Annotated in this window: 11 protein-coding genes; 6 read left to right on the forward strand and 5 right to left on the reverse strand. The window is 72.4% G+C overall.

Features of this window, described 5'->3' with window-relative positions; genetic code table 11:
* Nucleotides 1-58: 58 nt before the first annotated feature.
* The 3 genes from WME96_RS21725 to serA form a co-directional block, all read right to left on the reverse strand.
* A complete protein-coding gene (locus WME96_RS21725; RefSeq protein WP_437292003.1) occupies nucleotides 59-775 on the reverse strand; it encodes a ferritin-like domain-containing protein in 717 nt (238 codons plus the stop codon).
* The gene (locus WME96_RS21730; RefSeq protein ID WP_437292004.1) at nucleotides 768-1232 is read right to left on the reverse strand and encodes a hypothetical protein; all 465 of its coding nucleotides are present in this window, start codon (nucleotides 1230-1232) and stop codon (nucleotides 768-770) included. Before WME96_RS21730 ends, WME96_RS21725 begins: the two co-directional genes overlap by 8 nt.
* 482 nt (nucleotides 1233-1714) lie before the next feature.
* On the reverse strand, nucleotides 1715-2974 hold the full coding sequence (serA, locus tag WME96_RS21735; protein WP_437292005.1) for a phosphoglycerate dehydrogenase: 1260 nt from the start codon (nucleotides 2972-2974) through the stop codon (nucleotides 1715-1717).
* Nucleotides 2975-3157: 183 nt separating this feature from the next.
* On the opposite strand from serA, the gene WME96_RS21740 reads away from it, so the two are divergent.
* Nucleotides 3158-4336: a S1C family serine protease gene (locus tag WME96_RS21740; protein ID WP_437292006.1), complete on the forward strand. Its 1179-nt coding sequence runs from the start codon at nucleotides 3158-3160 to the stop codon at nucleotides 4334-4336.
* A gap of 73 nt (nucleotides 4337-4409) precedes the next feature.
* On the opposite strand, the gene WME96_RS21745 is transcribed toward WME96_RS21740, so the two are convergent.
* Nucleotides 4410-5771 (reverse strand): DUF1552 domain-containing protein, encoded by a 1362-nt coding sequence (locus WME96_RS21745; RefSeq protein ID WP_437292007.1) that lies wholly within the window; start codon nucleotides 5769-5771, stop codon nucleotides 4410-4412.
* 14 nt (nucleotides 5772-5785) lie between these two features.
* Nucleotides 5786-7498, reverse strand: coding sequence for a DUF1592 domain-containing protein (locus WME96_RS21750; RefSeq protein ID WP_437292008.1), 1713 nt, complete (start codon nucleotides 7496-7498; stop codon nucleotides 5786-5788).
* 277 nt (nucleotides 7499-7775) lie between these two features.
* Here WME96_RS21750 and WME96_RS21755 point away from each other — a divergent pair, with 277 nt between their 5' ends.
* The 5 genes from WME96_RS21755 to WME96_RS21775 all read left to right on the forward strand — a co-directional run bounded on the left by WME96_RS21755 (nucleotide 7776) and on the right by WME96_RS21775 (nucleotide 13417).
* Complete coding sequence (locus WME96_RS21755; RefSeq protein ID WP_437292009.1) at nucleotides 7776-8594, forward strand: alpha/beta hydrolase; 819 nt, start codon at nucleotides 7776-7778, stop codon at nucleotides 8592-8594.
* Between the two features lie 80 nt (nucleotides 8595-8674).
* On the forward strand, nucleotides 8675-10462 hold the full coding sequence (locus tag WME96_RS21760) for a hypothetical protein (protein WP_437292010.1): 1788 nt from the start codon (nucleotides 8675-8677) through the stop codon (nucleotides 10460-10462).
* A gap of 58 nt (nucleotides 10463-10520) precedes the next feature.
* Nucleotides 10521-11888 carry a sigma 54-interacting transcriptional regulator gene (locus WME96_RS21765; RefSeq protein WP_437292011.1) on the forward strand — a complete coding sequence of 456 codons (1368 nt, stop codon included), beginning with the start codon at nucleotides 10521-10523 and terminating at the stop codon, nucleotides 11886-11888.
* A 136-nt stretch (nucleotides 11889-12024) separates the two neighbouring features.
* The gene (locus tag WME96_RS21770; protein ID WP_437292012.1) at nucleotides 12025-12204 is read left to right on the forward strand and encodes a hypothetical protein; all 180 of its coding nucleotides are present in this window, start codon (nucleotides 12025-12027) and stop codon (nucleotides 12202-12204) included.
* 19 nt (nucleotides 12205-12223) lie between these two features.
* Nucleotides 12224-13417, forward strand: a complete 1194-nt coding sequence (locus tag WME96_RS21775) for an ATP-binding protein (protein WP_437292013.1) — start codon at nucleotides 12224-12226, stop codon at nucleotides 13415-13417.
* Nucleotides 13418-13783: the final 366 nt, after the last annotated feature.

The following is a 13783-nucleotide window of genomic DNA, read 5'->3' on the forward strand; positions in this document are numbered from 1 at the left end:
CGGGGTTTCGCCGCGATCCTGTGGCTCCGGTGAGGTCCCTCGCCTCGCCGGGGCCTCGTCACCCGAGCCGCTCGGCGAGCCACTGCTCGCCTCGTCCCGTGTCGATCCCGAAGCGCCGCAGCCCGGGGAAGACCACGAGGCGCATGGTCTCGTCGAAGATCCGCCGGCGTTCGCCGCGGCCGAGGGCGCCGAGGCCCGACAGCGTCTCTTGCGCCGGGTGCTCGGGCCATGACGAGAACACCTCTTCGTGCACGGTGCCGGCGAGCATGGCGGGGAGGTGTTGGCCGATGACGTCTGCGCATCCGCGCTGCCGTTCGGCCGCGAGGTGTGCCCAGCCGAGCCGCGCGTGGTCCACCTCGTCGCGGAGGATCTGCTGCATGGTCTCGCGCGCGAGCGGGTCGGTCGCGCGCTCGACCATCTCGCCGAGGAGCGCCGCGCTGAGCGTCTCGGTGACGCACGACATCGCGACGACCTCGTAGAGCAGCCGCTCGCGCGTCCCGAGCGCGCGTGGCGCCACCTCCTGCGCCGTCGCGACCGCGGGCGGGGTGAAGGCCGCGCCGCCGAGCTCGGCCGCGAGCGCTGCGCACAGGTCCGCGTGGCGCCGCTCGTCCTCGGCTGCCGCGCGCGCCATGGCGACGACGGGCGCCACGGCGCCGGCCGCCGCGAGCTGCTCCGCGAGCCGCGAGAACCGCGCCGCCGCCTCGAGCTCCGCGCACGTCCGGCTCCTCCAGACCCCCGCCGCGGCCCCGCGCGCCCCGTCCGGGCCGTCAGCCACCGCAGCACCCCGCGCCGTTGTTGCCGGCCGCACAGAACGCTGCGCAGCACGGCTCGGTGTTGAGGCACCCGGTCATCCAGCAGCAGGGACAGCCGCACGCGTCTTGCGGCGCGGGCGGCTGCGAGCAGTTCAGGCTGCTCGCGCCTCCCGTGCCGTCGACCCCGCCGCTGCCGGCGGTGGCGCTCGCGCCACCGCTCCCCGCCGCCGCGCCACCGCCCCCGCTGTCCGTGGCCGCACCCCCGCTGCCCGTGGCCGCGCCCCCTTCACCGCCGTCCCCGCCCCCGCCGCTGCTGGCGCCCCCGCCCTGCCCGCCGCTGCTGGCGCCCCCGCTCGTCGCACCCGTGCTCCCCGCTGCGCCGGCTCCGCCGCTCGCGCCGCCGCCGTCGTCGCTGCAAGCGGCGAGTCCCACGGCCGCGCCGCTCACGATCAGCACGTTGAAGAGCCTCTCGATCTTCATCGCAAGTCCTCCAGGTCAAGCAAGCGAGCCCCGGTCCTGCCGCCCCTGCGCGGCCAGTCCCCCGGTCACCTCGCCTCGATTAGCCCCTGAGGTTGCGCCACGCCGATTCGCTTGTGAATCGGCATTTTCGATACGTCATTGTAAGGTAAGACCGGACAATGATGCAGGCCTTGCGGCTCGTGATCCGCCGCTCCTCGCGCATCAACCGTCGCATCCGACGGCGTCCACCGCTCGTCAGCAACTCACGTTGTCCCCTGGCGACCGGCTCTCACCCCCATCGATCACCGTAGGCCGGCGGCGAGGGTGTTGTTCGGGGGGGCGCGGGGGACGGGCCGATGTCCGAGCCCAATTGACGTTCGTCCACCGGCGCGCGGAGCACGTCGGTGGACGAACGTCTCAGGCGAGCTCGGCGGGGCCCCCGCGCCCCCCCCGAACAACACCCTCGCCGCCCGTCGGGCTGCTTCGATCCCGTTGTGGGCGTCTCAGTACAGCACGCGCGTCCGGATGCTCGTCTCGAGCGCTCCGATACGCCGGCTCACCTCCGCCGACACGTCCTGCGACAGGTCCATGATGAGGTAGCCGATGTTCGCGTCCGTCGACAGGACCTGGCTGTCGATGTTGGCGTTCACGTCCGACACGATGCGGTTCACGTCGCGGAGCACGCCGGGCACGTTGCGGTGCACGTTGAGGACGCGGTGCGTGCCCTTGAGCGGCGGCAGCTCGACGTTCGGGAAGTTCACTGCCCCCGTCGTCGCACCCGTCGTCGCGAACTGCGTCAGCGCCCGCGACACCTCGCGCCCGATGGCCTCCTGCGCCTCCTCGGTCGACCCGCCGATGTGCGGCGTCAGGATCACGTTCGACAGCTTCTGCAGCTCCGTGTGGAACCCGTCGGAGTTCGACTCCGGCTCCTCCGGGTACACGTCGATCGCCGCGCCCGCGAGGTGCCCGCTCTTCAGCGCCTCGGCCAGCGCCGGGATCACCACCACCGTCCCGCGGCTCGCGTTCAGCAGGTACGACCCCTTGCGCATGTGCGCGAGCTCGGCCGCGCCGATCATGTTGTGCGTCTCCGGCGTCGCCGGCACGTGCAGCGACACGTAGTCCGACTCCGCGAGCAGCGCCTCGAGCGTCGGCAGCGGGCGGTTGTTGCCCATCGGGAGCTTCTGCGCGATGTCGTAGTAGACCACGCGCATGCCCATCGCCTCGGCGAGCACGCCGAGCTGCTGGCCGATGTGGCCGTAGCCGATGAGGCCGATCGTCTTGCCGCGGATCTCGTAGCAGGCCTTCGAGACCTTCTTCCAGGTGCCGGCGTGCACCTCGCGCGACCTGTCGCCGAGCTGCCGGGCCAGCATGACGCACTCGGCGATGATCATCTCGGCGACGCTGCGCGTGTTGCTGAACGGCGCGTTGAACACCGGCACCCCGCGCCGGTTCGCCGCGTCCAGATCGACCTGGTTCGTGCCGATGCAGAAGCAGCCGATGGCGAGCAGCTTGTCGGCCTTCTCCAGGACGCGCGCCGTCACGTGCGTCTTGCTCCGGATGCCGACGACGTCCACCCCCGCGAGCGCGGCGATGAGCTCGTCCTCCTTCAGCGCGGAGCTCCGCGTCTCGATCTCGAACGACCGAGACCGAAAGAGCTCGTGTGCGCTCTGGTGGATGTTCTCGAGCAGGAGCACCTTGACGGGCTCCTTCACGGCCGGGGGGGTGGTCTGAAACTTCGTTGAAGAGGAGGTCATGGGCTTCATCCGTCAGGGCCACCTCTACCGCAACTTCGCCCGTTTGCATCTCGGATCCGATCGGTCGCCGCCGCGCCGGGCCGCCGTCCTCGCTCCCGCGCATCCGTTGCGCGCGGCAGACTGCCGCGCCGCCTGGCCCCCCCGGGCGCCGCAAAGGAGACGCCCCGCCGATCGCAGGCTAGATTGGGCTGCATGCGCCACCGCGAACACGCCCGACTCTCAGCCTCGATCGCCGTCGCCGCGCTCGCCGCTGCCCTCGTCGTCGCCCCGGGATGCAAGGAGAGGCCCACCCCCGGCGACCCCCAGTCGCCGAGCGCGACGAAGGTCCCGGACGCGCCCCCGACGCCCTCGACGATCGACGTGCTGCCGCCCCCCGTCCCGCCGCCCACGAAGGGCGCGCTCATCGAGGACGAGCGCAACACCATCTCCGTGTTCCGCGAGGTCGCCCCCGCGACGGTGTTCGTGACGCAGAAGCGCCTCGTGGTGGACCGCTTCTGGGGGACCGCTGTCGAGGTGCCCGCCGGCTCCGGCTCGGGCTTCGTCTGGGACGCCGACGGGCACATCGTCACCAACTTCCACGTCGTGGACAACGCCCAGTCGCTCATCGTCCGGCTCGAGGGGGAGAAGACGTTCCCGGCGAAGATCGTCGGCGTCGAGCCGCGCAAGGACATCGCGGTGCTCAAGATCGACGCGCCGAAGGAGATGCTCAAGCCGATCCAGGTCGCGCCGCTGCGCGAGCCGCTGGAGGTCGGGCAGAAGGCGATCGCGATCGGCAACCCGTACGGCCTCGATCACACGCTGACCACGGGGATCATCAGCGCGCTCGGGCGCCAGGTCGAGGGCGCGGGCGGCGTGACCATCCGCGACATGATCCAGACCGACGCCGCCATCAACCCCGGCAACTCCGGCGGCCCGCTGCTCGACTCGAGCGGACACCTCATCGGCATGAACACGATGATCTTCTCGAAGAGCGGCGCGTCCGCCGGCATCGGCTTCGCCGTGCCCTCGACGACGATCGCGCGGGTCGTCCCGCAGATCATCAGGACCGGGAAGGCCGAGCAGGTCGGCCTCGGCATCCAGCTCGACCCGGCCCACCGCCTCGAGCGCCGCAACGGCATCCGCGGCGTCATCGTGATGGGCGTCGTCCCGGGCGGCCCCGCCGAGAAGGCCGGCCTGCGCGGCCTCTCCGAGGGCGACCGCGGGCTCGTGCTGGGCGACGTGATCGTCGGCATCGACGGCACGCCGGTCCCCGACTACGACGCGCTCTACAACGCGCTCGACAGCAAGAAGCCGGGCGAGAAGGTGAAGGTCGACCTGCTCCGCAACGGCCAGAAGACCACGGTCGAGGTCGCGGTCGAGCTCCTCTCCTGAGCGGCAGAGCCCGCGCGTCGTCAGCCCCGCGCCCCGGACGGGCGGGGCGCGGGGCGCGCGGCTGACGACGCGCTCAGGCCTTCAGGATCTCGCCGACGAGCCCGCCCTCCAGGCTCTCGTCGCCGAAGTCGTCGAGCGGGCCGCCCTGGCCGTTGGTGCAGCCGACGGCCGCGCCGATCGTGTTGAGCAGCTTGTTGTTGGTGATGTTCACGTCGACGAACTGGCCCGTCTTGAGGTAGCCGGCGGCGCCGCCGGCGAGGATGTACGGGACCTTCCTGTACGAGTGGTACTTGTCGCCGAGGTCGTTGAGCCACACGGCCACGCCGTGGTCGAGCAGCGTCCCCGAGCCGAGCTCGTAGGCCGCGAGCCGGTCGAGCAGGTGCTTGAAGATGCGCCCGTGGATGCGGTCGATCTGGTGGTGCAGCTCCTGGGCGCCCTCGATCGGCGGGCCCTCGGCGCCGTCGCTGTCGATGCGGTGCGAGATCTTGTGGAAGCTCTTCTGCCGCACGCCGCCGATCGTGTACTCGGTCCCGTCGTTGCCGTCGCCCACCTGGAGCGTCGCGGCGCGCGTCACGCCGCACGCCATCGCGAGCGCGATGATGTCCAGCTGCATGCGGGCGACGACCTCCACGTTGTCGTTGCTGCCCGCCTTCGGGGCGATCGCCTCCATCTCGGCGACCCGCTCCGCCGGGAGCTCGCACGCCATCGAGACCTCGAGGTCGCGGATGCTGTCGAAGTGGAGCTCCAGCCGCGCGCGATCGCTCTTGCTGAGGTCGCTCCGGCTCATCAGCGCCTGCATCTGCCCGCGGACCAGGTCGTTCACGCTGGCGCGGCGCGCGGCGAGCGCCTTCGTCGCCTCGGCGTCCGCCTGGACGAGCCCGAAGAGCTTCTGGTACGCGTTGAACGGGTTGCGCTCGGCGGCGCGGAGCTGCTTCGGCCCGCGGTACGAGAGCACCTCGTTGATGTAGCCGGCCATCCTGCCCGCGTAGAGCGTCAGCGGCTCGACGCCGGGCGGGTTGAGCTCGCTCGCGATGCGGTTGTCGATCGACTCGCCCATCGCGAGCGACTCGTTGCCCGACGGGTCGTCCGACACGCGCGCCGCCGTGAGGCACTGGTTGCCGCCGCCGGAGTGGCCGCACCCGTTGCCCTGGAACGCGAACTTGACGCCGCGCACGAGGATCAGCTTGCTCGCGTGATCCTTGAGCTCGCTCACCGCCCTGTCGCTGTCCTGCGCCATCGTCTCGGCGGACACCGCGCCTGTCTCCCTGGGCCAGAACATCTCGGGCTCGTCGCCGACCGCCTGCGCCACGCCGTTCGCCTGGCGCATGAAGATCGCGAAGGGCGGCACGTCGCCCGCGCCGGCCGCGGCGCGCCGGGGCGCGAAGGTCTCCAGGAACGGGAGCGCGACCGTGACGCCAAACAGGCCTCGAAGCACACGTCGTCGGGTGATCATTGCGCCTCCGCGGGGACACGAGCGAGGAAGGGAGTGGAGGAGACGATCCGGAGGATGAGCTCCCGGGTCGAGGCGCCGCCGCGCGACGCCTCGCCGAGCTCCTTGATGAACGCCTGGTCCTTCGCGCGCGCGTCGCGGCCCTGGGCGAACTCGACCCAGTGCTTCGCGTAACACGCGTGCGCCTCGCTGCTCTCGGCGAGGAGCCGGCTGAACTCGACGGCATCCGCGTACGTCCGCGGCTCGCCGCCGAACCAGTACGCGTCGGCGGCGTTGACCGGCGTCCCGTTGTCGGTCGTCCGGTGCTTGCCGATCGCGTCGTAATGCTCGAACGCGAACCCGGCAGGGTTGATGAGCGTGGCGTGGCACGCCTCGCCGCACGTGCCCTTGCCGGTGTGCGCCTCGACGCGCTCGCGGTTGGTCGCCTTCTCGCCCGGCGGCAGCCCGGTCGCGTTGTCGGGCGGCGACGGCAGCGTGGCGCAGAGGATCCTGAGGTTCACGAAGACGCCGCGGTGGATGGAGTCGGGCTGCCGCGCCGTCGCCTTGGCCGCGAGGAAGCCGAGCCGCGTGAGCAGCCCCGAGCGCTGGGCCGCGTCGAGCTCCACCTGCTTGAATTCGTTCGCGAATTCGCCTTCGACGCCGTAGACCGCCGCGAGGTCGCCGTTCACGAACGCGGTGCGCGAGGTGAGCAGGTCGGTGAGCCCGCCCTCCTTGTCGAACACGACGTGGTCCACGAACAGCTCCGCCTCGCGCTGCATGGCGTCGCCCATCTCGGGGACGAACTCGGGGAAGAGCGCCTGGTCCTTGTTGAGGTCGTGGTACATCTCGTAGTCGTAGAGCTGGCGGTGGAACGCGCCGACGACCTCGCGGGCCCGCGGGTCGTCCAGCATGCGCTCCGCGTACGCGCGGACGCCCTCCGGGGTCGAGAGCTCGCCCGCCTGCGCCGCGGCCAGGAGCTCGTCGGAGGGCATCGTGTTCCAGAAGAGGAACGCGAGCTTCGTCGCGATCTCGTATCCGCTCAGCGGGATGAGCCCGCCGCTCGCCGGCCCCGCGCCGACCTCGACGCGGTAGACGAAATGGGGTGACTGCAGGAACGCCTCGAGCGCCGCGCGCACGCCCGCGGCAAACGGCTCCTCCCCCTCGTAGAGCTCCGTGCCCCGGCGGAACAGCGCGAGGTACTCGCCCCGCTCCTCGGCCGTGAGCGCGCGGCGGAACGCCCGCTCGCCGAACCGCTCGATGAACGCCTGCGCCCGCGCCTCCGGCTCGGCCGGCAGATCGGCGGGGAGGAGCCGGCCCAGCTTGCCCTCGTCGTCGACCACCATGGCCGCGAGCTCCTCGGCGGCCCGCTGGTAATCGCCCCAGAGCCCCGGCGTCACCTGGAGCGCGGCCTCGTTGTTGTCGAACACGCCGCCGAGCGGATCGGTGGTGAACGAGGCCGAGAGGCCGGGCCTGTCGTCGAGGCGCAGGAGGTCGCGCACCGTGTTCTCCCACTGCGCGTGGCTCAGCCGCGGGAACATGCTGCGCTCGGCGACCTGCGCCCCTGCCGCGCCGCCCGTCGAGCCGCCCGGCGCAGGGCCGCCGCCCTCCTCCCCGTCCGCGTCCCCCACGGAGCCCGTACACCCCGAGAGCAGGAGCGCAGCGACGCTCACCCCTGCGCCGAGCGCCCGCCGCCATCGCGAGGAGCTGGTCAATCGATAAGCCAGTGAGTTCATCGAATTCTCCCGATAAGCAGCTCCATCTTGTTATGTTGGAAGCACTCTTTACTAACAACCCCAAAGGCCCTTTTTTCCGGGACGAGGCCGATGATCGCCCTGAAGCAGACAAATCCAACCGCGCCAGATTCGCGCTCTCGCGCGGCTGATCTCCGGTGAACGCCGGAGATCGCGGGAGATCTCGAGGACTCGTTGCTCCTGCCGGGGAGGGCGCGGCGTCACCTCCGAGGTAAGTTCGCTGTTGCTGCCGAGCAGACGATTCAGCACGCTCTCCTCCATGCGCCCCTCTCACCTCCGCCGCCGCTCCGCCTGGCCTGCGCTCGCGCTGCTCGTCTCGCTCGCGGCGTGCGAGCGGCGGGCGGCGCCGCCCGGGGGCGGCGTCGCGGCGGGCGCCGGGTCGCAGCCGCCTCCGGCGGCGCCGCCCGCGAGCGCGACGGCCCCCGCCGCCGCGGTCGAGTACCTCGAGGAGATCACGGGCGGCGCGGACCGGAGCGAGGCGCTCCCGATCGTCGTCGCGATTCACGGGCTCGGCGACAGGCCCGAGTCGTTCGCGGGGCTGCTCTCGGGCGCCGACTTCAAGGCGCGCCTCATCGTGCCGCGCGGGCTCACGCCGTACCATGACGGCTATTCGTGGTTTCCGCTCCAGCAGGCGCTCGGGAGCGACGATGTGGGACAGGGCATCTTGCGCGCGGCCGGGGCGCTCGCGGCGACGCTCGAGCGGATCGCCGCCGAGCGGCCGACGCGCGGCAAGGCCGTCGTGACCGGCTTTTCCCAGGGCGGCGCGCTCAGCTTCGCGCTCGCGCTGCGCCACCCGCGCGTCGTCGGCGCGGCCTTCCCCGTGAGCGGCTGGGTGCCCGCCGCGGTGCTGCCCGCCGGGAGCGCGGTGGATCCGGCGACTCCCGCGCTCGTGGCGCTGCACGGCGACGCCGACCGGCGCGTGCCGTTCGGCCCGACCCGCGACGCGATCGCGACGCTGAGCGGGCTCGGGGTCAAGGCGAGCCTGCAGAGCTACCCGGACGTCGGCCACACGGTGACCGCCGAGATGCGGCGCGACCTCGTGCGGCTCATCCGCGGCGCCATCGACGACATGCGCTGAGGGCCGTCGGCGCGCGGCGGATCGACCGCTCCCATCTACACGCCGCGCGGCGGGCCCCCTAAGGATGCCGGCGAGGCGGAATGAAAACGAGCTTGCCGGATCGCGCCGAGCGGTGGCTCTGCCACCCTCGTTTCTTCAAAGCTGTCCTGTTCGTCGCGCTCGCGCTGGCGGCGCCCACCGTCGCCATCGCCTTCTACAGCGATGATTACATCTTCCTCTGTTATCTCGAGGGGCTGATTCCCGGCTCGCCGCCCTGGTACGATCTCTACAACTTCTTCAGCGGCGACCCGCGCGCGACGCAGGCGCGCATCGCCCTGGGCGGGATGCCGTGGTGGGCCGATCCGGAGCTCAAGCTCCACCTGGTCCGCCCCCTGACGAGCGCGCTGATCACGCTCGAGCGCGCGGTCTTCGGCCACGCGCCGCTCGGGTATCACGTCGTGTCCATCGCGCTGTACGTCGGCCTTGTCGCGGCCGCCGGCAGGCTCTTCTTCCGGGTGCTCCCGCGCGCGACCGCGGCGCTCGCGCTGCTGATCTTCGCGGTGAACGAGAGCCACATGAACTCGGTTGGCTGGATCTCGTGCCAGCACCTGCTGCTCGCGGCGCTCCCGGTGGTGCTCGGGCTGCTCGCCCACCTCCGCTACCGCGAGGAGGGCTGGCGCCCCGGGCGGTACCTCGGCCCGCTCGGGCTCGGGATCGGGCTCCTCGGCGGCGAGGCGGCGCTCGGCGGGGCGGCGTACTGGGTCGCCTACCAGCTCCTCGGTCCCGCGCCGGAGGGCCGCGCGGCGGGCTGGCGCGCCCGCGCGGCCAGCGCGCTCCCGGCGGTCGGCCTGCTCGCGTACTTCGCCGCCTACAAGGCCTTCGGCGGCGGCGCCGCGCACACCGGCGGTTACGTCGATCCGCTCGCCACCCCGCTCCGGTTCGCGGCCGCGGCCGCCGAGCGCGTGCCCACGCTGATCGGCAACGCCATCGCGGCCGTGCCCGCCGATCTGTCCAACGCGCTCCCCCGGGCGCCCTTCGTCGCGCTCGGGCTCGCGTCGGCGGCCGGCGTCGCCCTGCTCTACCGCGCTTGCCTCCCCGCCGTCCCCGAGCGCGAGCGGGCCGCCCTGCGCTGGCTCGTTCCCGGGGCGTTGCTCGCGCTCTTCACGACCCTCGGGGGCTTCCCGGGGGCGCGCCTCCTGCTGCTGCCGAACCTCGGGATCGCGCCGCTCCTCGCCGTGCTCGTGCTCCACGGGCTCCGCCGCGGCGCCTCGCCCGGGCTCGCGTCCGCTGGCCGGCGCGCCGGCGCGGGGCTGCTCGCGGTCGTGCACGTCGCGCTCGCGCCGATCCTGTTCGTCGCGGGCACCCGCGCGAGCGCCGACATGGCGCGGAAGATCGAGGACGTCGCCCGCACCGCGGAGATCGGGGCGCCGCCACGCAAGCGGGTCTTCCTCGCCGCCTCGTCGGATCCGATGGCGTCCATGTATCCCCCGACGATCATCGCCCTGGAGTCGCCCGACGCCATGTCCTGCTGGTCGATGCTCTCGATGGCCAAGGCCCCGCACCGCCTCACGCGCACCGGCCCGTCGTCGTTCACGCTCGCGCCGGTCGGCCGGACGATGCTGACCGGCGCGTTCGAGGCCCTGTACCGCGCGCCGTCCGCGCCGCTCCAGGCGGGCTTCCAGGTCGCCCAGTGCGGCGCCACGATCCGGGTCGCCGCGGTCGAGGACGGGAGGCCCTCGCGGATCGAGGTCGATCTCGGCGCGCCGCTCGAGGACCCGGGGCTCGTGCTCCTCGCGTGGCGCGACGGGAAGCTCCGCCGCGTGGCGCCGCCCGCGATCGGCGAGGCGGTGGAGCTGCCGTGGTCGCCGGGGCCGATCGGGCTCTTCTGAGCGCGATTGCGCCGCGGCCGCCTCGATGGGCGGGACGTCGCCGTAGTATCGTGTCGCCATGGCGAGTGAACCTCCCAAGAGAGCCGCCGGCGGCGCCGACACGCTGACCCACCCGGGCGCGCGCCTGGACGACAGCGCGGGCATGGTCCGCCGCTTCCGCGTCGAGCTCGTGGAGGGGCCGGCCAGGGGCGCCGTCTGGGACTCCTCCGCCGATCGGTGCTCGATCGGGTCGGGCGAGGGCAACGACCTCGTTGTCGCCGACGCCACGGTGTCCCGGTTTCACTGCGAGATCCGCATCGACGCGGCCGGCGCGCGCGTCCGCGACCTCCGGAGCCACAACGGCACCGTGGTCGACGGCGTGCACGTGGTCGAGGCCCTCCTGCGCACCGGGAGCCTCATCCGGCTCGGCAAGACCGTGGCGCGCTTCGAGTTCGGGACGGAGCACAACCGCCTCCCGCTCTGGGAGGAGGCGCGGTTCGGCGCGCTGTCGGGCGCGTCGGCGGCCATGCGGGCGGTGTTCGCGATGCTGGCGCGGGCCGCGGAGCGCGACGTGACGGTGCTGCTCGAGGGCGAGACGGGCACCGGCAAGAGCCAGGCGGCGCGCTCGGTGCACGAGCGGAGCGCGCGGCGGGACAGGCCGTTCGTGGTCGTCGACTGCGGGGCGATCCACGGCAACCTCATCGAGAGCGAGCTCTTCGGCCACGCGAAGGGCGCGTTCACGGGCGCGGGCGAGCAGCGGATCGGCGCCTTCGAGGAGGCGTCGGGCGGGACGATCTTCCTCGACGAGATCGGCGAGCTGCCGCTCGACCTCCAGCCGAAGCTCCTGCGGGCGCTCGAGGCGCGCGAGATCCGCCGGGTCGGGACCAACACGCCGCGGCCGGTCGACGTGCGCGTCATCGCCGCCACGCACCGGGACCTGCGCGCCGAGGTCAACGCCGGCCGCTTTCGGGCCGATCTCTACTTCCGGATCGCGGTCGTGCGCATCCCGATGCCGCCGCTCCGGCAGCGGCCGGAGGACATCCCGGCGCTGCTCGACGATCTGCTCGCCGCGCTCCACGCGACGCCGGAGGAGGCCGCGGCGCTGCGGGAGCCGCAGGTCATCGCCCGGATGAAGCGCGCGGCGTGGCCGGGCAACGTGCGCGAGCTCAGGAACTACGTGGAGCAGTATCTGGTGTTCCGCGCGCCGCCGCCCATGGGCGATCACGCGCCGCCGAGCGCGCCGGCGGAGATCGACGTCGGCGTGCCCTACGCCGAGGCGCGCGACCGGGTGCTCGCCGATTTCGAGCGGCGGTATTTCGAGGCGCTGCTCCGCGCCCACGGCGGCAAGGTCTCACGCGCCGCGGCCGCCGCGGGGCTGGACCGGCGGTACCTGTACCGCCTGCTCCACCGGCACGGGCTCGGGCCGGAGCGCGATCCGGAGGGGTAGCGCCGCGCGGGCCGCCCGGGCTCACCCGTGGTTGCCCGGGCGGCGCTGACTGGCTGCACGGCCCTCGGGGGCCGTGCTCGTCGCGCAGCGGGGGACCACGCCGGGCTCGCCGTCGCATGCGTGGTAGTTTCCCCCCGTGAGCCTCTCGTTCAACACCGCAGGCCCCTGCATCCCCGGCGAGCACTACATGCTCCCGCCCGAACGTCGCCTCGGGCGTGTCTTGCGGCTCATCGAGGACCGGAAGTACTTCACGCTCCACGCAGGCCGCCAGACGGGCAAGACAACGAGCGCCCGCTGGCGACGTCCGCTGCACTGACCCCGCGAGCACCTTCGTCGTGCGCTACCTGCGGGATCTCGCGGCGCGCAGCGACAGACCGCTGGTCCTGCTCTTCGACGAGGCGGACGGGCTCGTGGGTGCGGCGATGGTCTCGTTCCTGACCCAGCTCCGGCAGGGCTACCTCGATCGGAGCCAGACCGCGTTTCCTTCCAGCGTCGCCCTCATCGGCCAGCGCCAGGTGCGCGACTACGCGATCGCCGTGGAGGAGCGGCGCGCCGTCGTGTGGCTGGGCACGACGTCGCCCTTCAACATCACCGCCGAGGCGATGACGCTCGGCCCCTTCACCGAAGACGAGGTGGCCGAGCTGCTCGCGCAGCACACCGCCGCGACCGGGCAGCGCTTCGAACCCGAGGCGGTGCGGCGAATCTGGGAGCTGGGACAGGGGCATCCGTGGTTGAGCAACGCGATGGCCGACCAGATCGTCGGCCACGACGTCGAGGACCGCGCCGTCCCGATCACGCCGGCGCACGTCGACGCGGCCAAGGAGGCGCTCATTCTGGAGCGCCGCTCGCACATCGACTCGCTCATCGCCCGCCTGCGCGAGCCCCGGGTGCGGCGCGTGCTCGATCCGATGCTGGCCGGCGGGCAGACGGACGGCGACGTGCTCGACGACGATTTCTCGTACGTCCTCGGTCTGGGGCTGATCCGCTTCCACAAGGGGCGCTTCGAGATCGCGAATCCCATCTACCGCGAGGTCGTCCCGCGCGCGCTGACGTTCATTCGCCAGGCGCAGATCCCGGCCGAGCCCGCGGCGTACGTCCGCCCGGACGGCTCGCTCGACATGGACAAGCTCTTCACCGACTGGCAAGCGTTCTGGCGCAAGGACGGCCACCTCGCCGCCGAGGGGTTCGGCTACCGCGAGTCCGGGCCTCACCTGATGCTGATGGCCTTCTTGCAGCGGGTCGTCAACGGCGGGGGACGGGTGGAGCGCGAATACGGGCTCGGGCGCGGGGCGCTCGATCTGATGATGTGCTCGCGCGACGAGCGCCACGCCATCGAGGTGAAGGTCCGCCGCGACACCGAGACCGAGGCCGACGCGCTCGATCAGGTGGCGCGGTACCTGGATCACGCGGGGCTCGGCGAAGGGTGGCTCGTGATGTTCGACCTGCGCAAGGAGCGGTCGTGGGCAGAGAAGCTGTTCGTGCGGGAGGTGGCGCATGGCGGGAAGATGGTGCGGCTGCTCGGTTGCTGAAGGCGTGCTGAAGGCGTGCCAAAGGCACGCTGAGGGTGCGGTGAGGTGCGCCGCTGCCAGGGGCGCGATTGCCGTGTGCAATTCTGCTCTTCATGAAACGCTTGTGATGCGAGGTATCCGAGCTGTAGCTTGATGAGATGTCGATACGAAGCCTGCGCGTCATGTGGTCTCTGGTTCTCGTCACGTGGCCCGCGGCGTGCGTGGGAGAGTCGGGCTCGGCAGCAAGCGGCAGCTCCGGGGGGACGAGCAGCACGAGCAGCGGAACCGCTGGAGGGGCGAGCGCCAGCAGCGGAGCCGCTGGAGGGGCGAGCGCCAGCAGCGGAACCGCTGGAGGGGCGAGCGCCAGCAGCGGAACCGCTGGAGGAG

The sequence above is a fragment of the Sorangium sp. So ce406 genome, from assembly GCF_051474675.1.
GTDB lineage: Bacteria > Myxococcota_A > Polyangia > Polyangiales > Polyangiaceae > Sorangium > Sorangium cellulosum_G.

What these genes read in the sequence shown, in the direction of transcription:
- WME96_RS21740 (WP_437292006.1), top strand. Translation starts at nt 3,158, where the DNA reads ATGCGCCACCGCGAACACGCCCGACTCTCAGCCTCGATCGCCGTCGCC.
- WME96_RS21760 (WP_437292010.1), top strand. Translation starts at nt 8,675, where the DNA reads ATGAAAACGAGCTTGCCGGATCGCGCCGAGCGGTGGCTCTGCCACCCT.
- WME96_RS21750 (WP_437292008.1), bottom strand. Translation starts at nt 7,498, where the DNA reads ATGAACTCACTGGCTTATCGATTGACCAGCTCCTCGCGATGGCGGCGG.
- WME96_RS21765 (WP_437292011.1), top strand. Translation starts at nt 10,521, where the DNA reads ATGGCGAGTGAACCTCCCAAGAGAGCCGCCGGCGGCGCCGACACGCTG.
- WME96_RS21730 (WP_437292004.1), bottom strand. Translation starts at nt 1,232, where the DNA reads ATGAAGATCGAGAGGCTCTTCAACGTGCTGATCGTGAGCGGCGCGGCC.
- serA (WP_437292005.1), bottom strand. Translation starts at nt 2,974, where the DNA reads ATGAAGCCCATGACCTCCTCTTCAACGAAGTTTCAGACCACCCCCCCG.
- WME96_RS21755 (WP_437292009.1), top strand. Translation starts at nt 7,776, where the DNA reads ATGCGCCCCTCTCACCTCCGCCGCCGCTCCGCCTGGCCTGCGCTCGCG.